The 22,281-nt window shown below is 41.1% G+C and carries 15 protein-coding genes; 8 read left to right on the forward strand and 7 right to left on the reverse strand.

Features of this window, described 5'->3' with window-relative positions; all coding sequences use genetic code 11:
- Positions 1–9: 9 nt before the first annotated feature.
- The 3 genes from AC2IOM_RS18960 to AC2IOM_RS18970 all read right to left on the reverse strand — a co-directional run bounded on the left by AC2IOM_RS18960 (position 10) and on the right by AC2IOM_RS18970 (position 6,005).
- Complete coding sequence (locus AC2IOM_RS18960; protein ID WP_486359764.1) at positions 10–2,157, reverse strand: LodA/GoxA family CTQ-dependent oxidase; 2,148 nt, start codon at positions 2,155–2,157, stop codon at positions 10–12.
- A complete protein-coding gene (locus AC2IOM_RS18965) occupies positions 2,157–3,557 on the reverse strand; it encodes a hypothetical protein (RefSeq protein ID WP_486359765.1) in 1,401 nt (466 codons plus the stop codon). Before AC2IOM_RS18965 ends, AC2IOM_RS18960 begins: the two co-directional genes overlap by 1 nt.
- Before the next feature lie 225 nt (positions 3,558–3,782).
- Positions 3,783–6,005, reverse strand: coding sequence for an exonuclease domain-containing protein (locus AC2IOM_RS18970; RefSeq protein ID WP_486359766.1), 2,223 nt, complete (start codon positions 6,003–6,005; stop codon positions 3,783–3,785).
- 90 nt (positions 6,006–6,095) lie between these two features.
- Here AC2IOM_RS18970 and AC2IOM_RS18975 point away from each other — a divergent pair, with 90 nt between their 5' ends.
- Entirely contained in the window at positions 6,096–7,577 is a 1,482-nt protein-coding gene (locus tag AC2IOM_RS18975) for an FG-GAP repeat domain-containing protein (RefSeq protein ID WP_486359767.1), read from the forward strand.
- A 64-nt stretch (positions 7,578–7,641) separates the two neighbouring features.
- Positions 7,642–8,364: a substrate-binding periplasmic protein gene (locus AC2IOM_RS18980; protein WP_010558411.1), complete on the forward strand. Its 723-nt coding sequence runs from the start codon at positions 7,642–7,644 to the stop codon at positions 8,362–8,364.
- Positions 8,365–8,911: 547 nt separating this feature from the next.
- Here the strand turns inward: AC2IOM_RS18980 and AC2IOM_RS18985 are convergent.
- Both AC2IOM_RS18985 and udk read right to left on the reverse strand, forming a co-directional pair.
- Positions 8,912–10,141 (reverse strand): NupC/NupG family nucleoside CNT transporter, encoded by a 1,230-nt coding sequence (locus tag AC2IOM_RS18985; RefSeq protein WP_010558410.1) that lies wholly within the window; start codon positions 10,139–10,141, stop codon positions 8,912–8,914.
- Between the two features lie 21 nt (positions 10,142–10,162).
- Complete coding sequence (gene udk, locus AC2IOM_RS18990) at positions 10,163–10,789, reverse strand: uridine kinase (RefSeq protein ID WP_040642196.1); 627 nt, start codon at positions 10,787–10,789, stop codon at positions 10,163–10,165.
- Positions 10,790–11,098: 309 nt separating this feature from the next.
- On the opposite strand from udk, the gene AC2IOM_RS18995 reads away from it, so the two are divergent.
- From AC2IOM_RS18995 to AC2IOM_RS19015, 5 genes are all read left to right on the forward strand, one after another.
- Positions 11,099–12,310: a phosphopentomutase gene (locus AC2IOM_RS18995; RefSeq protein WP_010558408.1), complete on the forward strand. Its 1,212-nt coding sequence runs from the start codon at positions 11,099–11,101 to the stop codon at positions 12,308–12,310.
- Between the two features lie 17 nt (positions 12,311–12,327).
- The gene (gene deoD, locus AC2IOM_RS19000; protein ID WP_010558407.1) at positions 12,328–13,029 is read left to right on the forward strand and encodes a purine-nucleoside phosphorylase; all 702 of its coding nucleotides are present in this window, start codon (positions 12,328–12,330) and stop codon (positions 13,027–13,029) included.
- A gap of 215 nt (positions 13,030–13,244) precedes the next feature.
- Entirely contained in the window at positions 13,245–13,583 is a 339-nt protein-coding gene (locus AC2IOM_RS19005) for a DUF3718 domain-containing protein (RefSeq protein ID WP_486359768.1), read from the forward strand.
- 149 nt (positions 13,584–13,732) lie between these two features.
- Positions 13,733–15,412, forward strand: a complete 1,680-nt coding sequence (locus tag AC2IOM_RS19010) for a substrate-binding domain-containing protein (RefSeq protein WP_486359769.1) — start codon at positions 13,733–13,735, stop codon at positions 15,410–15,412.
- Positions 15,413–15,528: 116 nt separating this feature from the next.
- Positions 15,529–16,173, forward strand: coding sequence for a hypothetical protein (locus AC2IOM_RS19015; protein WP_138629321.1), 645 nt, complete (start codon positions 15,529–15,531; stop codon positions 16,171–16,173).
- 920 nt (positions 16,174–17,093) lie between these two features.
- Here the strand turns inward: AC2IOM_RS19015 and AC2IOM_RS19020 are convergent.
- Positions 17,094–18,701 carry an isocitrate lyase gene (locus AC2IOM_RS19020; protein ID WP_100914611.1) on the reverse strand — a complete coding sequence of 536 codons (1,608 nt, stop codon included), beginning with the start codon at positions 18,699–18,701 and terminating at the stop codon, positions 17,094–17,096.
- 253 nt (positions 18,702–18,954) lie between these two features.
- Here AC2IOM_RS19020 and AC2IOM_RS19025 point away from each other — a divergent pair, with 253 nt between their 5' ends.
- Complete coding sequence (locus AC2IOM_RS19025; RefSeq protein ID WP_105172274.1) at positions 18,955–21,123, forward strand: malate synthase G; 2,169 nt, start codon at positions 18,955–18,957, stop codon at positions 21,121–21,123.
- Between the two features lie 293 nt (positions 21,124–21,416).
- Here the strand turns inward: AC2IOM_RS19025 and AC2IOM_RS19030 are convergent, their stop codons facing one another.
- A complete protein-coding gene (locus tag AC2IOM_RS19030; protein ID WP_010558401.1) occupies positions 21,417–22,139 on the reverse strand; it encodes a YebC/PmpR family DNA-binding transcriptional regulator in 723 nt (240 codons plus the stop codon).
- Between the last annotated feature and the right edge of the window lie 142 nt (positions 22,140–22,281).

Here is a 22,281-nt window from a genome sequence, read left to right on the forward strand (position 1 = left end):
TCATAAAGTTTACTTATCACATTGGGTTGGACCACAGCTATCAGGTGCTTTATAACCTGGTTCAGAAGCTTGCGGCCATACTTCAACCCCATCGCCTTTGCTTTCAAATTGGCTGGCAACTTCAAGAAAGTAATCGGGCCCATAGTTTTGCTTGGTGCTGTCATCATTGATCTGCAGACCTTGAATAACAAATCCAACTTTATGCCAGTTTTCAACAAAGTCGAAGTAGCATTGAAAGCGACCTTGCTGCTGTGGGTAGAGTGTTTTTGTACCATGACCCTCATCGCCGCGCACACTATAAAGTGATACGCCTTTACCCTGCCCGGTATTTGCATCGTACTTAAATAAGAACTTAGGGTAGACAGTCACCGGACGCTGCGCAGGCCAAGACCAATACAAAGTGTTATCAGCGATTGCTTCACCTTCCCCGTTGGGGTTTGGCATCGTTGGATTTGGGTCAGGCGTGTGTGTTGCACAACTGTTGTAGTCAGTATGCCAAGGTTGCGACATAAATTTACTTAAATCGCCTGGTTCTACTTTACTGTCTCGCAGTGGAATATATCCGACCTGCAAAAAAGGCTCATTTTGAGTTGCTTTACTGTAATCCAGCGTCGCCATATTAATGCGAAATGGCCCTGTTTTACCGTGCCAATCGGTTTTATATAAATGGGTATCACGCACAATAAAGGTTAAATCAATGCCCGGTGAATAACGCCCGCCTAAACAGTTTTCTAACACTACTTTATCGAGTTGCTCCCCCTCGCCTAGGCTCGGTGCAGTTGCATTAAACTTATTGCTGTACCATTGCATCAATAAAAAATATTGGGTCTCAGTAACTGATAAAAAGCTTTTCATTGCATCGCCAAGCGCCAGTGGCATTTTTTTACGCGTACCGTCTTCATTGTTTGGCTCGTCTTTGGTGCCCGGGGCTGATGGCTTTCTTAGTAAACTGGTGAATGAGGGGATTTTTTCACTGGGGGTGTCACTTGGTTTTATTTCTTTCATGCGCTTGTGCCCCTGAATGCCTTTTTCAGGTAATGCGGTATTCCATTGTTGCAAGAAAGCACCGTGAAATACTGGCTGAACATCACCATCGAACGAGGCTAAATGGTCATGATTAAAGCCATTGTCAAATATATTTGGCGCTAGAGCTAAATGTTGTATCCATGTATCGTAAACGTCATCCCAGGTCGATACTACATTGCGGGTTTGTGGTGCGTAACTTGGATCTGTACATACAAACCAACCGTGTACAGCCTCTTCAAACGAGCCATCATCAAAAACAATGGTGGCGGTTACTGGGCCATCAGATGTATCGTCAAACCAATCATCATTATCAATCGCACCGTTTAGTTTTGGAATGCAACACTTTTTGTCTTTATCACTTTTATTACCAAGTATGCCACTGGCTTTACCAAAGCCACCAGTGACAATCAGTCTTGCTGTATTTTCTTCAATACGCATTTCGCCAAGCGACGAAATCTCGCCAAGTGGATTAAACATATAGAAAAAATCATCGGGAAAGCTTTTTGGATAGCAGGGCGCTGCGGTTGCTATTTTGCCTTCTTCAATAAAGCTATCTGGTGTTTTTTTATCAAAGCTTGAGCAGGTGTTTGAATCACTTGTAACCGAAAGGGCGCGCGGGCCCGGATCAATCACTAATTGTTGGCGGCGCATGACTGTATTAAGGTCAGCGCCAAACTTCGGGTTTCGCACCGGAGGTGTGTTTTCATTTTGATAGGCAATAACCCCTTCTTCTTCAGGCTTACCATCAACAATGGATGTGATTGTAAAGTTGTTGTTCTTTTTATTAGCGGTATGAACCTGCCAAATAATATCTTTAATCACTTTACCGCCGATATTATCGCCAATATTTATTTCACGGCCACCGTCATTTGATGGGTAAGTTGTTTGTTCGTCCTCATAAGCAAAAATGCGAAAGCGCGCGGCTTGCCGTTTTACATTGCCATGACTATCACGAAAATCGTGTTCGTCAATTGGTGTATTGTTTGTACCCGGCTTTATCGGCAAGCCGCCAAATAAGCCGGTGCGTTTATCAACAATTGTACCCGCAGCGGTTTCAGGGGCGATGTAATACTCTTCACTATTGCCAACACGTGCAAAGTTGATACTTGGGTGAACTCTGAAATAACTCATTATTTCTCTCCTTGAGATTGTAAGTAGGCAATTGCAGCACGTTGTTCTTTTTCTTGAGACCAGAAAAAGATATTTTGAAATGCATGGCTAATGTTTAAGTTTGTTGCTGGTAGCGGTTTTAATCCGTCTTTACTTGCAAATGCTTGCTCTGTGTTGTGACAACGGAAACAATTGTTCATTGCGGTTGCTGATTGCGTGTAAGTTTCAATGGTGCTGTTAGAAAGTTTTAAAGAACCGGTGAGATATTCATCAGTGGCAAAGTCGAGCCCAGGTTTAAGTGGCGATACATCCGGTTTACCTGTAGCTACTTCGTTGTTGATCCAAATTGCGCCAACTTCAAAGTAGTTTTTCCAAATACTTAAGTTATTTGGTAGATGCTTTTTAGCGCTCGCATTCAGTGATTTTATATTATCGGTATTCGATTGTTTTTGGCCCGCTGCATTGCCGTAAGCATAGCGACGACACACTTGGGTAATCGGCGTAAATTCCTGCGTTGATTGCTCGAGTGCTAAGCCGCTAACCGCCGCGTTTTTATTGCAATTCCCAAGTTGCGTGCCTTTTTTATAAAACAGGTAATCTTGATCTGCGACAATTTGGTCAAGTGTCATGCCGTCGGGCACATCCGGTGCATTGTTATCAAATTCAAAGGTAGCCCAAATCATTTCTGGGTGATTGGCAACGACGCCACCAATATGAAAACCAACTAAGGCAAGCGTTTGCTTTTCGACTTTTGCAGGATTGATTTTGATACCCGATGGCGAGTTTTCAAACTGCGCGATGTCTTTTTCAATGGTAAATAACTTACTGGTATCGTCATCTTTACCAACGATTTTCCACGATGCTTTCAGCTCTAGCGTGCCTTTGCTGCCGATAATTGGAAACGCAGTACGCGGGTTCATTGTGAGCACATTTGCTGGGATTGTTAAATCGGGTCCACCACTTTTACCTTGCATAAAGTCGGCAAAGGTTTGATTAATGTACTGCGAGTAATAGATGGCGCGGTGGTCTTGGTCTATCAAGATGCCATCGGTACCCGCTTGTAAATATTCGTCAAATGATGCGCCTGTATGCGGTTGTTTTCGGGTGCGTGGCGAAAGGCCTCGTTGCTCTAATCCGATTAAAGACTGTGGTGAGTCAAATCCGAGAAAGCGAGGTTGGCCATTGTCGTCATCCATTAACCATAAAAACATTTGCCATGACCATTGGTGGAAATCACAATTGTTTGGGTTTGCTGGAAAAGCACTGTCATCAGGCCTAATCACTTTGCCGTTTTTAAACCAACTCGGCTCTATTTCACATGTGTTTGATGTTTGAGCGGAACTGCTATGCGTATAACAAATGGCGAACAATATAACTGCGGGTGCGATGCGACTGAGCATGCATTTACTTGCGTGTTTCATTTTGCCTCCTAGGCGCGGTAACGATAAATCCTTAACGCTCACAAATTGAGCTACATCGATTACTCTAGTTAAGTCGCAAAATACGCGTTTCGTTATCACACTTTATTACAGGCACTGAGGCGAAGTAGCGGGTAGGGCAATGGAAAATTTAAGAAGTATTTTTTGTGATGGCTTATGTGAAATTAATGAGGCATACATTGATGTAAACCCCATTTACAGTTAGGTTTATTGGTCTGCTCTTACGTGATTTATGCGCAATAAAATTTCGGCTGCGGCTTTAGCGTCATCGAGCGCTCTGTGGTGGTTTTTAAGCTCAATATTAAGATCGCAGCAGAGTTTACCTAATGAGTAAGATTTAAAACCGGGTAAATATTTACGTGCTTGCTGCACAGTACAAATTTTAGCGCGCGTGTATTTTTTATTGAGTCGGGCAAACTCTTGTCGAATAAAGCCATAGTCAAAATTAACATTGTGCGCGACAAATATAGCATTACGGCTAAATGTATCTAACTTTTCGGCAATTTGTTCAAATTTGGGGGCGTCTTTAACCATTTCATTACTGATCCCCGTAAGCTCAGTAATCATTTTCGGGATATGACGTTCTGGATTTACTAGTGTTTGCCAGCTGTCGGTAATTTTTCCTTGTTCAACTCTTACCATACCAATTTCAGTGATGCGATGAGTATCTTTTTTTCCGCCAGTGGTTTCGATATCCACGACAACGTAATTTTGCTCACTATTAAAACGCCATTCGGTGCGCTGAATTGATACGTTAAAACCTGCGTTTATTAATTGTTTGATACTGACCAGTTGATTACGCCTTAGGCTATCGCCCGGCGCTTTTATTTCCTCAAAAAACACTTCACCTTGTTCAATATACATTAAATCAGGGTAGCCATCGCAAAGCGCTTTAAAGGTTTTACTCATTGCCAATAAATGATGTTTTATTGACTCAAATGGCGCATGTTGAATAAAGGTGGTTAACACATCTTTTAGTTCGTCATGCCAGTAGAACAGGCCATTCGGTTCACCTGAATATTGATCAATGGTGGCACTAATAAAATCACAGAATTTCTGATTGCTGGTAAGTTCCGACAATTTGTGATCAATTTCTGTGTGCAACAAGTCGTAAAAATTATCTTGTTTAAGTACTTTTGGGTAATACGAAAATTCATTGGCACGCTGTGATGCTGGGTGCTGAAATAGCTCATGCCAAAAAGTTAATGCAAATAACGCGCGCCAAAGCTTGTTTTCGGTAAAGTAGCACAGACGATGCTGTTTGATGTAACGGTCCTTTACACCTGTTTCGACCTGGCCTAAGTACGCTTCGTCAATACCAATTGGCTCGCCTGATTTTTTGAGCATATCAGTCAATACACTGGTGCGCTTTTGGTTAAACTTTTGCGCATAAAAATCCTCGGCAAAGAGCAGTAAGGTTTCACTGTCGGGGTCGTCTAAAATAGCCAGCAGCAAAGCTTCACACTGTGCTTTTCTATCGCTTTTGTAGAGTAAGCGAATGTATTTTTCTTGTGCTGCAGGGTGTTGTGATTGGCTAAGCAATGTTTCACCGAGAGTTGGCTCTTGTTCGATTAAAACAACCGCCAGCTTATATAAACTGTGGTGGTACTTTTGCGTAGCTAAAAAGCCGATTGGTTTGTCGGATGCGATAAGTTGCTCTGCAAGCGTTTGTAATAATGGGATGTCGCTCTTATTGGCTTCTTTTATCGCTTTAAACAGGTTTGCGTAATAAAACGCACTTTTGGCTTCATCTTTATCGCTGAAGTTAGCTTGTTGCTGTTGCACACTTTGGGTTTGCATTACGCCTAAGTCGCGCATAGAAAATTGATTGAGGCTACCTGATAAATGGCCAAAATATAAAAACAATAAATAGTGAAACGTGTCCTGCTTGGCGAAATAAATATGGCTTGTTAGCACCGGGCTTTTTTTAACTTGGTCGTAACTTAAAGCGTTAGACAGCGCGTTGCTCACAAAATTAAGCCATTTGTTTTTATTTGCGCTTTTTGCTGGCTTATCAATCGTTAATGAGATGCTTAAGTCGATTAAGTCTTGCTTATTAAGCTGGCTTATAAAGTCGTGAAAACAGTGTTTATTTATGCGAGATACAAAACCAACTTTTCTTAAAAGGTTAATTGCCGCGCCAGAGTCAGCCACTTCACTGTAGACTAGGGTATCTTTTCGTACAAAAGGGGATTTGCGGTTTACAATCCGTACCAAAATACATTGGGCATCTTCTGGTAGTTTTGCAAACTCGGTAAAAAACGCTGTCTCGTCATCGCCTAACAGGTGTGAAGACGTGGATTTTATAAATTCGGCAAATTCGATAAAGTGCGTTAAATAATATTTTTCTGGCAGTTCTTTCATTGCATCGCTGCGACAAACATTGGCATAGCTAATATTTTGCGTTGCTACGTTCGACTTATCAATCATTTTGCACGTATTAACATTTTCTAACTAATTTGCTTTTACTGATAGCACCAGTATTTGATAGTTTATGATGACATACAGCGAGGAAGTAACATGAAAATAATAACAGCATTAGTCGTTACTCTGGGATTTGCCAGTACATCGAGCTTGGCAAATGGCAAAAAAGATTTATTTAATGAAGTGGCAATAGAAACCGATCTAACCTTGTCACACCCTGTCTACCCAATAGATTTATTGCCTAATCCTGGCAAAGAATTAATGCTTATCGGCACACATAGCGGACAGCAATATATTGATATTTTTGCTGCATCAGAGGCTCAGCTATATAACCGCATAAAACGTGTAAAAGTGCCAGATACGATGCTTGGTGTTGATTTTACTAAGTGGCAAGATGCCACGCAGCAGGTTTATTTATTTTCATCTAATGGCATTTATCAGTTGGCGCTTGAAGGGCCTGAGTTAGTTGTACCAGTTGTTGACACTCAAACCTACTTGAAAAAAAGTGGTGTTCAACACCTAAGCAAAATGGAGTTTGTTTACAACATTAATGATGACCAAAAAGCGGACTTTTTCACGACAGATCTTAATCACAGTTATGTGCATATTTCTGATGAGGCTGGCTATCAAATGGCCAAGGTTGATTTGCCTGCACGACTAGAAATAGAAGGGCACAGTGCTGAAATTGAACCGCCTCGTTTTGCCTTTTTTGATACAAATGAAGACAACATTTCAGAGCTTATCGGCTTTGAAAATGGCTTATTGAATTTACTGCCGAGTGTCGGTAGCAACCCTGGTCAGGCGATAAAATTGCGTGATGATATTATGGTAGATGAATGGTGGCATACCAAAGATGCCGACGGTGATTCACTTGACCAAAGTAATTTAGTGTATCGCAAACTAGAGCGTGTTGTTGACGTTAACCACGATGGTATTTTTGATTTGGTGGTGCGTTATACACGAAGTAGCGGGGCGCTTGATAGGCAAAATGATTACGAAATCTACTTAGGCGCGATTGAGCAAGGAAAGTTTATCTTTCAAAACCAAACGAATTCGCTTATTCAAGACGAAGGCACATTAACCGATCTGCATTTGCTTGATATCGATAACGATAAACAGTTAGAGGCTTTGGTTTCGGGTTTTGATATTGGCGTATCACAAATTATCGGTGCGTTGTTATCGGGGTCGGTATCTCAAGATGTGCATCTTTTTTATCAAAATGAAAAAGGCGAATTTAGTCCCAAAAATAAAATTACACGAGAGGTTGAACTAAGCTTTAGCTTATCGAAAGGGCGCAGTGGTTCACCTGTAGTGCTGTTTGCCGATGTAAATGGTGATGGTAAAAAAGATTGGGTGCTGTCGGATGAACAAAAAGCGTTTAACGTGTATTTAGCTAATAATAAACATAGTTTTTCTCGTCGCGCGAGCAAGTATAAAACCACCTTGCCAATGCAAGGTCGCCGTGTTGTAACAAGCGACTTAAACTTAGATGGCAAAGACGATTTGGTAATGAGCTACGGTCGATTAGATGATAAAAATATGCGTAAAACCATAAAGATATTGTTTGCGACGAGCTAAGTTTTCGTATTCAGTCAGCAAATTCTAGACTACACTTGCTAATTATTTTTCCAAGGGCACTACAGTGTTAAAAAAATTACTTACAGCGAGCTTAATAACACTTTCCTTTTCGGCTTCAGCAGGGGCTATTCGCTTTGGCTATAATCAGCAATATTCAGCGCCACATGTGATTAATAATGGAAAGGGTACAAGCGTATCGGGCATTGTGATTGATGTAAGTAATGCGATTTCACAAGAAGCTGGGTTTATGGCAAAGCAGCTTCCTTTGCCGCGTAAGCGTATTGAACAGTACCTTATTGATGGCAAAATCGATGCACAATGTCATGCCAACCCTATATGGTACAACGCGCCTTCTATTATATGGAGTGAGGTGCTTTATTCTGATGCTGACATTATTGTGAGTGATCAGGCTATCGCCTCGCTGCAAGCGCTAAGCTCACACAAACAGTTCAAATTAGGCACAGTGCTTGGCTATAAGTATCCCAATCTTACTGAGTATTTTGAGGCGGGTAATCTTAAACGTTTTAATAGCACCTCATCTAAAGACAGCTTAACGCGTTTTACTAAAGGCGAATTAGATGGTTTTGTTGCATCCTATAGTGAAGCGAATTACTTAACCCGACTAAGGCGTTTTAATGTGTTAGAAGTGAACTCATATGACTTACATTGCTCGTTTTCACCTAAGCTCAATGCAGAAAAACGTCAGCGTTTAATTGATGCGGCGCATAAACTGCGTGATAACGGTGAATTTAAGCGGGTATTCGCTAAATATATTAAGCCTGAATAGTTTAATTCCAATTCACTTAAGTATAGCTGGTCTTCTTAGTGGACTATAATCATGCTAACTGCGTTAGCATTTATCAATGTAGAATAACTAGATAAGAACAATCCCGCCTTGTTATTATGTCATTTATCCAGCGCTATTTCTGATCTCATCCTTAACAGGATTGGTATAACGTTTAAACAGCTTTTGGTTGAGATTACATAATTGAGACAAATAAAAAGGGCCCATAAAGGGCCCTTTGGTTTTCTCTAGTATCGTTCAAATTTTTTGCCAGTCTTAACCCCTTAAGACAATTAGGCAACCCTTTGCAGGGCTCCAGTACCGGAGTGTTAATCAAGTACTTGGATTTGGGTAGCAAACAGGCTTTGCCTATTTGCTAAATAAAGCGGCTATACAAGTAACTTTATACCCTTAGGTATTAACTTAGCCTACATCCCACATGCTGTAGTTGTTGATTTAGCACATTTATCAACACACTCATTTCTATCGTGCCTGCAATAAAAACGAGTAACTACGTTGCTAAGTTAAGTTACTTCTAGCCGAGTAACCGTTATGCAATTGACAGGAAAAAGCCTGCAATCGCTGCACTCATTAGGTTTGCCATTGAACCGGCTAAAACCGCACGTAAACCTAATTGCGCAATATCTTTACGACGACTCGGTGCCATACCACCAATACCGCCTAGTAAAATTGCAATTGAACTCAAGTTTGCAAAGCCACACAGCGCGAAAGTAACAACGGCTTTCGTGTGTTCGCTCAGCTGCGCTTGATAGTTCATAAAGTCTAAGTAAGCAACAAACTCATTTACTACAAGTTTTTGCCCGATGAAGCTACCAGCAAGCTGTGCTTCACTCCAAGGAATACCTAACAACCATGCAATTGGTGCAAAGGCGTAACCTAAAATTTGTTGAATTGTTAGGTCTGGGTTATCAAACCAACCGCCAATCCAGCCAACAAAGCCATTACTTAGGGCAATTAGTGCCACAAAAGCCAATAGCATTGCGCCTACATTCATTGCCAGCTGCATGCCGTTTAATGCACCACCTGCGGCTGCATCAATCACGTTTACTGGCTTTTCTTCCCCGTGATCTAAATCGTTTAGATCTTGTTTTGGTGTTTCTGTTTCTGGCACCATCATTTTTGCCATTAAGAAACCACCCGGTGCCGCCATAAAGCTGGCTGCAATTAAGTATTTTAATTCAACACCTAAGCTTACGTAGCCTGCTAAAATAGAGCCCGCTACCGTCGCTAAACCACCTACCATAACGGCGAATAGTTCAGAGCGTGTCATCGTGGCAATAAATGGTTTTACTACCAGTGGCGCTTCTGTTTGACCAACGAAAATATTAGCGGTTGCAGAAAGTGATTCTGGTTTCGATGTACCTAATAACTTTTGTAGGCCACCACCTAAAATTTTAATAACAAAATCCATCACTCGTAAGTGATATAACACCGCAACAAGCGCAGAGAAAAAGACAATTACTGGCAGTACTTTGATTGCAAATACAAAGCCGATGCCGTCAATTTCATCTCCCGCTAGGCCACCAAATAGAAAGCGAATACCGTCATTCGCATAACTAATAACGTTGGCAACGCCTACTGAAATACCGTTTAATACTTCGCGCCCTGCAGGTACGTACAAAACAAATGCGCCGATCAGCACTTGCAGTGCAAACGCACCGCCTACGGTGCGTAAATTTATTTTTTTTCGGTTAGTTGAGCATAAAAATGCGAGCGCTAATAAGCTCGCGATGCCAACTAAACTCATTAATGAGGTCATATATATTTCCCAAGTTACCTTCTATTGAAGTAATTGTTTTATTTTGCTTTTTAGTATATCAATGGCAACTCGATTTCGCCCCCCGCGGGTCACAACAACATCTGCATTGTGCTTCGACGGGTCGATAAATTGGTAAAACATGGGTCTTACCGTGGCTTGGTATTGCTCAATCACTGATTGCAAGCTTCTACCGCGCTCTTCTAGATCACGCTGCATACGACGCATCAGGCAAATATCTAACGGAGTATCAATAAACACCTTAATATTAAACTCATCGCACAGTTTAGGATCTGATAAAAGCAAAATACCTTCAACAATCAGAATCTTAGCTGGCTGAATTCGACGAGTTTGGTCGCTGCGCGTGTGCTTTGCGTAATCGTATACAGGAATATCGACTGGTTTACCTTCCTTGAGCTGATTTAAATGCTCAAGCAAAAGTTCATGCTCAAAAGCGTCTGGGTGATCGTAGTTCGTTTGCGTTCTATGTTCGAACGGCAAATGAGATTGATCACGGTAATACGCGTCTTCTTCAATAATAGCGATAGCACCAGGTGCTAGTTCGTTCAAAAGCTCATTGTAAATAGTTTGACTAAACAACGATTTACCAGAAGCTGATGCACCTGCAATCGCGATAATTGTGCGTGTCACAAAAACGTTACCTTAAAAATCATTACAACAGTGACTTACCTTAGCAAAAAAGCGCACAATTATCTTTAGTTCGTGACGCCTACCGGTTCTTTCCTGAATACAGCGGTAAATTTAGCCCCTTTAACTGGTTAAAAACAGGACAAAAGTCCTGTGTAACCCTAGGCACACAGCCTAGAGTATTTATAACGCTGAGCGTGATTAGCTAGGCGAAATGTGAACCAATGGCTAAAATAAATGCAGGCACGCCAATTATTTTTGGTGAGACACAACGGCATTTGGTATATCAGGCTATTTTAAATTGAGGTAACTATGGCAAGAGCGCTAATTTTAATGGCAGACAGTTTAGGCATAGGTGCTGCACCTGATGCTGAACGCTTTGGTGATAAAGGTGCAAACACTTTGGCACATTTACTCGCTGCTTACCATGGTGAAACTGGCCAAAAACTCGCGCTGCCAAATTTATCAAAACTTGGATTAATTGATGCGTGCGAACAAGCAAGCAATACCAATTGCCAAGTGGCTGAGCGTAACGCTCCGATTGCAGCATATGGTTATGCAAAAGAAATTTCATCAGGCAAAGACACACCATCAGGTCATTGGGAAATGGCCGGAGTACCAGTGTTATTTGATTGGGGTTACTTTCACGATAAGCAAAATAGCTTCCCAGATGCGTTTATCGCCGAGTTTATAAAACGCGCTAATCTACCGGGTATTTTAGGCAACTGCCACTCGTCAGGTACGGTTATTTTAGAAGCGTTAGGTGAAGAACACATGCAAACAGGTAAGCCTATTTGCTATACCTCTACCGATAGCGTATTTCAGATTGCCTGCCACGAAGACACCTTCGGTTTAGAGCGTTTATATGAAATTTGTGAAATAGCGCGTGAGTTATTAGATGAATACAATATTGGCCGTGTGATTGCACGTCCATTTTTAGGTGACGCAGCAGATAACTTTGCGCGTACCGGCAACCGCCGTGATTATTCGGTATTGCCACCGGCACCAACATTACTAGATAAACTAGCTGAAGATAATGGTGCAGTAATCAGCATAGGTAAAATCTCTGATATTTACGCACACCAAGGCATTACCGAAAAACACAAGGCGCCAGGGCTTGAAAACTTAATGGCTAAAACCGCCGAGGTATTTAAACAGGCGAAAGACCATAGCTTAACCTTTGTAAACTTAGTGGACTTTGATGAAAAGTTTGGCCATCGCCGTGATGCGATCGGCTATGCCAAAGCGCTAAAGCAATTGGATGATTATTTACCTGAATTTTTAGCCTTACTTGGCAAAGATGATGTGCTAATGATTACTGCAGATCATGGTTGCGACCCAACATGGCAGGGCACAGATCATACTCGTGAATATGTGCCGGTTTTAGCGTATACACCTGGTATGACGCCAGTTAATTTAGGTGAGCGCGAAACTTTTGCAGACATAGGTCAAACATTAGCGACATGGTTTTCACTTGCGCCACTTGAATACGGTAACAGTTTTAAATCTCAGCTTGGCAGTTAACTTAGATAGGAAAGATTATGAGTACTCCACACATTAATGCACAATTAAATGATTTTGCCGAAACGGTATTAATGCCAGGCGACCCGCTTCGCGCGAAGCATATTGCAGAGACATTTTTAGAAGATGCACGTGAAGTTACATCTGTAAGAAATATTCTTGGCTATACCGGTACTTATAATGGTAAGCCTGTGAGCATTATGGCATCTGGCATGGGTATTCCATCGATGAGCATTTATGCGCGCGAATTGATTGTGAGCTACGGTGTTAAAAACTTAATTCGAATTGGTACTTGTGGTGGTATTGGTAGCGATATCAAAATTCGCGACGTAATCTTTGCTCAAGGCGCATCTACTGATTCAAATGTTAACCGTGCACGTGTACAAGGCTACGATTTTGCTGCTATTGCTAACTTCGACCTGTTGGTAAACGGTGTGGAAGCGGCGAAGCGTTTAGGCATCGCTGCTAAAGTTGGTAATGTATTTACGACAGATACTTTCTATCAAGCGTCGAACGATCTTTATCAAAAACTAGATAAACTTGGCGTATTAGCAGTTGATATGGAAACTGCGGGTCTTTATGGCGTTGCCGCAGAATATGGCGCAAATGCAATGGCGCTTTTCACGGTAAGTGACCATGTGATCACAGGTGAAGCTACCCCAAGTGAAGAAAGACAAAATAGTTTTAATGAAATGGTTAAAATTGCTCTCGAGTCAATTTAACGGTTTTATTAAAAAACTCCTAAACAGTTGTGAAGTCAAAAACCAGTAGATAATTCTGCTGGTTTTTTTTCATCTACAACTTGCTGAAAGCACATCAAATACATATTTGATTACAGTTAGATCCTCGGATTAACACTGTGATTACCTCTGTAACAGGCGAAATTACTAGGTTCTGCTAATTTTAAAAGGCGTTCTGAGAGAGTGAGGAATGGAGTATGAAAGCATTAGCAACTACTGCAATGGCGGCATCGCTATTGGTGTTACCTAGCGCGGCAATCGCGTTTGATAAATCGACTATTGAGAGCTTATTAGTACAGGCATGCAAAGATGTAAAAAGTAACAAGGTACTCAAGCTAAAAACCAATTTAAAAACAAATCACTTAACCCTTCCGCTAATTAGTGAAAAGCTTATGTGTAATGGTGAAAGCGTGTATGATTTTGCTATGACGCACAATGCCGATAAAACCGCTAAGCTGTTAAGAACCGGTTCGGTGTCAATTCATGATGTTGCCTATAATAGCTCAGATAAAATTTGGGTATGGCTAGATGATTGAAATATAAGCATTTAAATTATTCAGCCTGCAATCACGCAGGCTGTTTTGTCAACCCCCTTTACAAGCACTTTTCACAATAAATCTAAAGTACTGTCATATAACTGCCATATAAAGTTCATAACATACCCGAAAAAAAATGAGGTATGGCAATGGAACAGGAAAAACAACAGTTAATCGAGCAAATAATCTCAACTGCCAAACGAGAGTTTGATATCGATTTAGCAAAAGAAAAGTTAATCTCAGAAGAAGAATATCGCGCGTTAGTGTTCACTGAGCTTTTGAGTCTAGAAAACGCAGAACTAAGTCGTCTTATTGAACAGTTTAATGCGTCAGCTAGTCATCAAGCGCACGCTTCACAGGCTGAGCCGATTTCTCAGCCAAAACAGCGTAACAACGGCGTAATAATTGCTGCATCAGTTGCTGTGTTAGCGCTTTGTGCGGTAGGCGCTTGGTTTGGCTTATCTGGCGACACTGCAGCACAATCGAGCCAGGTAGCGGCAGTACCGAACAAAGTGATTTCACAAAAATCAGCACAAATGAGCAAGCCTACTCAGGTGGAAAAAGAGCCAGAGGCGGTGTATCAATCCCTATTTGCAATTCACGGCTCGAACACCATAGGCGAAAAACTCGCACCAGCATTATTAAAAGCCTATTTCGAAGAGCAAGGCGCTAAAGATATTGATTGGCAACAGGGACGCATTGCAACTGAGCGCACCATGCAGTTTGAAATGGATGGTGAAAAGTTGGAAATAGGCTTGGCAGCACATGGTTCGTCAACCGCGTTTAAAGCTTTAAACGCGAATATGGCGCAAATTGGTATGTCTTCGCGCAAAATTAAAACCAGCGAAGTGGAAGCGTTAAAAGGTCAGTCAGGTGATTTATCTAAGCTTGGCAATGAGCACATTATTGCGTTGGATGGTCTGGCAATTATTGTTAACCAGAATAACCCGTTAAAGACCATAACAACTGAAACATTATCGCGTATTTTCTCTGGCGAAATTGATAATTGGGCCGAGATTGGTGGTGACCAAGCCCCGATAAAAGTATTTGCTCGTGATGATAACTCTGGCACATTTGATACGTTCAAATCGTTGGTATTAAAGAAATATGGTCGCAAATTAACGAAGCAAGCAGAGCGATTCGAATCGAGTTCAGAACTTTCTGAGCATGTGTCACGCGATGATTATGCAATTGGGTTTATTGGCTTAAATTACATTCGATACAGTAAAGCACTGGCAATTGCAGATAGCAGTGACACTAAAGCAATTTACCCAACGCGTTTTACCATTGCGACGGAAGATTACCCGCTGGCGCGTCGACTATACCTCTACACGCCAACCAATAGTGCTACGCAAATAAAAGACTTTGCTAACTTTGCAATTTCAGATCGCGGTCAAGAAATCGTGCAGGAACTGGGATTAATTTCACAGTCTATTCGTGTTGAAGATGTTATGGCAAGCGAACTGGCCCCAGACAAATATAATCAGTATGCAAAGCTTGCGAAACGTTTATCACTGAACTTCCGCTTTAATTATGCAACGCGCGACCTTGATAACAAAGGTAAGCGAGATTTACAGCGCCTAGTGTCGTTTGTTGAAGAAAACCCAAGTCGCAAGCTTGTACTTATGGGTTTTTCGGACAGCATTGGGGCACGCGATAAAAACACCATGTTGTCGCTAAGCCGCGCTAAAAGTGTTGAACAAGAGCTTAATGCTCGCGGTATTAATGTCTATGCGGTAGAAGGCTTTGGTGAAGATATGCCACTTGCAAATAACGACAACGAAGTTGGTCGTGAACGTAATCGCCGCGTTGAAGTTTGGGTGCTCTAAGACAAATTAAAGTAGCCTTATAAATCACACTTAATACTGAGTTTAGTTAACCTAGTCATATATTTGTCATGTTTGTTGACTAAACTCAGTGCCTTATCTGATTAGGGAGGCTTATTGTGTACAATTTATTAATGGATAAAGCGAGCTTATCGCAAGTTTTTCTGGCGTTTGCACCGATGGAAGCGCTTAAAGTTAAACACAATATTGATTATGCACTTGAGGCGTTATCACTGCCATCAGCTGAGCTATTAGCCGAGATGCAAGTATTAGGAATTGACCTACCTGATAAGCCTTCAGCATCAAAAAAAGTGGATTTAACCACAATTAATAGCACAGTGCTAAGTTCACATTTGACCGAATTGTTTCTTGATAAACACAAGCTACTAAAAACATTTTCAGATTTCTCATTATCAGAGCAAGTTGAGCTGAGAGCGTTTCTGCAAAGCTTGATGCCGATGTTACATTTACCGCCACAAGCGTTAGTTGAAAAAATGCAGCGCGAGGGTGTGCTTGATGTATTGATGGGCGAAAGTGATAAAGCAAAAGCCGTTAAAGATAAAATCGCAGCGCTTTCTCAAAATAAACGCGATCATAAAGTTGATGAAGTTAAGGAGCGCTTAGCTAAGCTTTCTAATAAGCCGCAGCAGTGTGCTGATGAGTTAAAAATAGCGCGTGTTAAAGCTAATCTTAATAAAGCTTCGGTAACTGATAATGCAGCTATCATTGCAGATGCAAAACAGAAGATTGTACAGCTAGGTTAAATTACCTAGTTGTACTTGATTGATAAACAGAGCCCCTTCGTTTTTTCTATAACTACTGTACCAGACCGTTACAAACCAAAATTTTACTAACTTATTAGCGTTCCCCCTTATTTTTAAACGTACTCGGGCATATTTACCGTATTTATTTCTTAGATTTGAATACAGAGATCATATTTTTACTAAGCTAAGCCAGAAAAATATTAAGCAAGCCCGTTTTAGTTAGTAAAATTTTGATCTCAAAGCCGACTTTTTTACTAAAAATAGCGTTTAGTTAGTAAAATTATGATCTCTAAAAACACAAAAATGTCGTTTTATTAGTTTTAGTTAGTAAAAAATTGATCTATTAAGGTATTTGATCATTAATTTACTAATCAGCTAGTAAAATAATGATCCCAAATACGCCACAACTTAGTAAAAATATGATCTCTAAAATCAACAGTTAGTAAAATTTTGATCTCTATTGTTTGGTTTTGGCTGCGAAAACGAGGTGTTAGTGGTACTTTAAGGGTGTGTCAGGGTTAAAAGTAATCAGTTGTTAACTTTGATTTTACAAATGAGCGTGGTTTTAAATCGCTAGTAAAATCTCGATCTGTTTTTTAGCGGTAATCTTGATACTTAGTAAAAATATGATCTCTGTCCCAAAGTTACTATTTATTGAAACAAAAAAAGGCCGTCAGGCCTTTGGATCACAGTTAGGGATACATAATATCAATTCGCTTAAATAGCTAATCGGTCTAACCGGCTAACTATCATGTTAAATGCGCTGGGGCTTATCGATGTAGCATCACACTATAAGAAAGCTACGCCTTGTTAGCATTTTATTTATCCGGTGCTAAACCTGCTCAAATACTTAACCGAATTGGTATAATAATGGTAAAAAAGCTAGGCAAGTGCCTAGCTGGTTTACTGGCTAAACAGTATTAAGAGAACTGATTCATGGTGTTGTCTTCACCTGCAGCTTTTAGGGCCGCATCTCCAGAGAAGTACTCTTTGTGGTCGTCACCCATGTCAGAACCTGCCATGTTTTGGTGCTTAACACACGCAATGCCTTGGCGAATTTCTTGACGTTGTACGTTCTTAACATAACCCAGCATACCTTGCTCACCAAAGTATTCTTTTGCAAGATTATCTGTAGATAGCGCTGCAGTGTGGTAAGTAGGCAGGGTAATTAAGTGGTGGAAAATGCCTGCTTCACGTGCTGCATCAGCTTGGAAAGTACGGATCTTTTCATCAGCTAATGCTGCAAGTTCAGTGTTATCGTATTCCACGCTCATTAGCTGCTCACGGTTGTATTGAGATACATCTTTACCTTCTTCAACCATGATATCGAAAACTTGCTGACGGAAATTCAGAGTCCAGTTAAATGATGGAGAGTTGTTGTAAACAAGTTTAGCGTTTGGCACTACTTTACGAATTTCATTTACCATCGCGCCAATTTGGCCTACGTGTGGTTTTTCCGTTTCAATCCAAAGTAAGTCAGCACCATTTTGTAATGAAGTAATACAGTCAAGCACACAACGCTCTTCACCCGTACCAGAGCGGAATTGGAACAAGTTACTTGGTAAACGCTTAGGACGAACCAGCTTACCGTTGCGGTTTAAAATAACATCACCGTTTTTGATATCAGTCGATTCAATTTCTTCTACGTCTAAGAATGCGTTGTATTGGTCGCCTAAATCACCAGGTTCGTTGCTTACTGCGATTTGTTTAGTTAGACCAGCACCAAGTGAATCGGTACGCGCTACGATAACGCCGTTATCTACACCTAGTTCAAGGAATGCATAACGAACCGCATTGATTTTTGCTAAGAAATCTTCGTGCGGTACAGTCACTTTACCATCTTGGTGACCACATTGTTTTTCATCCGATACTTGGTTTTCAATCTGGATACAGCAAGCACCTGCTTCAATCATTTTCTTAGCAAGTAGGTAAGTTGCTTCTTCGTTACCAAAACCAGCATCGATATCAGCAATAATTGGTACAACGTGTGTTTTATGGTCGTTAATTTTAGCTAGGATTGTCTCTTCTTCTGCACTGTTACCAGCTTTACGCGCAGCATCAAGTTCACGGAAATAACCGCCTAGTTCGCGGGCGTCAGCCTGACGTAGGAAAGTGTAAAGTTCTTCGATTAATGCAGCAACCGATGTTTTTTCATGCATTGATTGGTCTGGAAGAGGGCCAAATTCAGAGCGTAGTGCTGCCACCATCCAACCTGAAAGGTAAAGGTAACGACGGTCAGTATTATTTTGGAAATGCTTTTTAATTGAAATCATTTTTTGCTGACCGATAAAACCATGCCAACAACCAAGTGATTGCGTATATTGAGATGGATCTTGGTCGTACGCTTCCATATCTTTACGCATAATATCAGCAGTATAACGCGCAATTTCTAAGCCGTTTTGGAAGCGGTTTTGCAAACGCATACGCGCTGCTGACTCAGGGTTAATATTTTGCCATTTCTTCTCGCCTACTTCTTTTAACGTTGCAATGCGGTCGATTTCTTGTTGGTAAGTTAATTGTTTAGCCATCGTGTTAAGTCCTTCATCTTGTTGATTAGATGGCGCTGGTGTTATTACCTTTTTGAGCAACAACATTGAACGGGTAGCGCCTTTACATTTAAATTAGGCTGAAACGGCATGATTTATAAAATTTATAGTTTTTATCATGAGTATTTTTTTAATGAATGCCAAAAGCAAGCTTTCTTGTGTAACTTAGATAGAATCAAATAACCAAATTATTTAAACGCATACAATTGTGTGCCACTTCAAGGTGAGAAAATTTATGACAACACGTATTCACCATGCAGGGTTAGCTGTTGATCCCAGCTTATACGCATTTATTAACCATCAAGTTATTCCAGGTACGGGCATTGATGTGGAGCACTTTTGGCAAGGCTTCTCAAAAATCGTGTCTGAAATGACACCGATTAACCGCGCACTGTTAGTGAAACGTGATGATCTGCAAGTGCAAATCGATCAATACCATCAAGCGCATTCAAACTTTGAGTTTGACCATTACAAACAATTTCTACAGCAAATTGGCTATTTAAAACCAGCACCAAGCGATGTCACAGTGGTAACTGAAAGCGTTGAGCCTGAAATTGCCACAATGGCAGGCCCGCAGCTGGTTGTGCCAGTAAGCAATGCGCGCTTTGCGCTAAATGCTGCGAATGCTCGTTGGGGGTCATTGTATGATGCGTTATATGGCACCGATGCTATCTCGTACGACAATGGCCGTGAAGCCGGACGCGAGTACAACCCCGTACGTGGTAATGCGGTAATTGATTTCGGCCGTGAGTTTTTAGACCAAGCATTGCCACTAACATATGGTTCGCACAAAGATGCTAGTGATTACGCGATTGTTGATGGCAAGCTGATTGTCACGTTAAACAATGTAAGCCAAAGCGCATTGCAATCACCAGAGCAGTTGGTGGGCTATAACGGTACTAAGCAGCAACCTACAGAATTAATTCTTAAAAATAATGGGCTGCACATTGTGATTCAGTTTGATGAAAACCATCAAATTGGCAAACAAGATAGCGCGCATATAAAAGATATTGTGCTTGAGTCGGCATTAACCACCATTATGGATTGCGAAGACTCTGTTGCGGCGGTTGATGCAGAAGATAAAGTAGGTGTATACAGCAACTGGCTTGGTTTAAACAAAGGCGATTTATCGGTTGAGTTTGAAAAAGGTGGTAAAACACTTACACGTGCACTTAACCCAGATTTAACCTACACAGATTTAAGCGGCGATGAGCAACAGCTCAAAGGCCGCAGCTTAATGCTAGTACGCAATGTTGGTCACTTAATGACAAATCCTGCGATTCTCGATAAAAATGGCGATGAAGTTTTTGAAGGCATCATGGATGCGGTTATTACGTCGTTGATAGCATTGCATGATTTAAAAGGCAAAAGCACCCGGAAAAATAGCCGAGCTAATAGCATTAATATTGTAAAACCGAAAATGCATGGCCCTGAAGAAGTGGCTTATGCGAATACGTTATTTTGTAAGGTAGAAAACTTACTTAACTTGCCAGAGAATACCTTAAAAATGGGTATTATGGATGAAGAGCGCCGGACTTCGGTTAACCTCGCTGCATGTATCGCTGAGGCGAAAGAGCGCGTTATCTTTATCAACACTGGTTTCTTAGACAGAACAGGCGATGAAATTCATACTAGTATGCTTGCAGGACCAATGTTGCCAAAAGATGCAATTAAAGCGCAAAAGTGGATTGGTGCGTATGAAAACAACAATGTGGATGTAGGCTTAGCATGTGGCTTAAGCGGTAAAGCACAAATTGGTAAAGGTATGTGGCCAATGCCAGATGAAATGGCGCAAATGCTAGTGCAAAAAACTGCACATGTGCAAAGTGGCGCAAATACGGCGTGGGTGCCATCGCCAACGGCTGCTACCTTACATGCGATGCATTATCATCAGCAGGATGTATTTAGCTTACAACAGGAAATTAAACAGCGCGTTGCCGCTAATGTGGATGATATTTTGTGTCCGCCACTGCATCCAGAGCCAAAATCAATGACCTCTGATGCGATTCAAAATGAGCTGAACAACAATGCACAGGGTATTTTAGGTTATATGGTACGTTGGGTTGAGCAGGGAGTTGGTTGCTCTAAAGTGCCTGATATTAATAATGTGGGCTTGATGGAAGACAGAGCCACATTACGTATTTCATCACAGCATATGACTAACTGGTTATGTCATGGTGTTTGCAGCGAGAAACAGGTAATTGACACCCTTGAAGCAATGGCCAAAGTGGTTGATAAACAAAATGAAGGCGACGCTAATTACCGTAATATGTCAGATAATTATGCGCAGAGCGTGGCGTTTCAAGCGGCACTAGAGCTAGTATTATCAGGGACAAAGCAACCAAATGGTTATACAGAGCCTGTGTTACATCGCCGCCGTTTAGAATTTAAAGCAGCGAATTGATATCAATTCACTTAAATCGCAGATCGTTCTAGCGGGTTAAATATCATGCTTACGGCGTTTTAATTTATCAATGTAGAACAACTACATAAGACAAATTTCGCCTTGTAATCATTTTATTTATCCAGCGCTAGCTCTGATCACATACTTAACAGAATAGGTATTAATTGAATACTAATTTTATTAATCACGTGGTTTTTCTAAAGCAACCAGTGAAGCGTAAGTTAATGCAATTTTTATAAACACTATTAACAAAAAAAGGCCTGAAAAATCAGGCCTTTTTTATATGACTTTGATTAGTCTTGTACGATTGCGTTGTGGTAGATGTTTTGAACATCATCGCTATCGTTAAGCATATCCATAAACTTTTGGAAAAGTGGGATATCATCGCCTTCAATATCCACACTTGTTTGTGGTACGAAAGTGATTTCTTCAACATCTAGCTTCACATCTGGAAATGCTTCTGCCAGTGCAGTTTTAACGTTATAGAACTCAGTGTGTGGTGCAAATACTGAAACGATGCCATCTTCAACTTCAACGTCAGTTACGTCAACGTCTGCCATCATTAGTGCTTCTAACACTTCTTCGTCATTGTCGCCGGCAAATGCAAATACAGCTTGGTGATCAAAGCTGTGTGCAGCTGTACCTGGGCCACCAATTTTTGAGTTAGTTTTAGTAAATGCTAAACGTACATCTTTAATGGTACGGTTTGGGTTATCCGTTAAACAATCGATAATAACCATGCAGTTACCTGGACCAAAGCCTTCGTAGCGTGCCGGTTGGTAATCTTCGCCAGCGCCGCCTTTTGCTTTTTCAATCGCTTTGTCGATTACGTGTGCAGGTACTTGGTCTTTCTTTGCTTTTTCGATAAGGCGTTTTAACGACAAGTTAGTATCTAGCTCTGCGCCGCCGTTTTTAGCCGCTACATAGATCTCTTTACCGTATTTAGAGTTTACTTTTGTTTTTGCGGCTGCTGTTTTAGCCATCGCGTTCTTGCGAACTTCAAACGCTCTTCCCATCTTAATTCACTCTCTATTCTCGCAGGAAATTTAGTTGCATGATTCTAACAAGTAAGGATTAAAACAGCTAGTGCTATGACGCTGGCTTTTTATTCAGCATTACCTTAGATAATTAGAAAGGGCATTTATTTAACATAACGTC

The sequence above is a fragment of the Pseudoalteromonas sp. NS-SX12 genome (genome assembly GCF_057367955.1).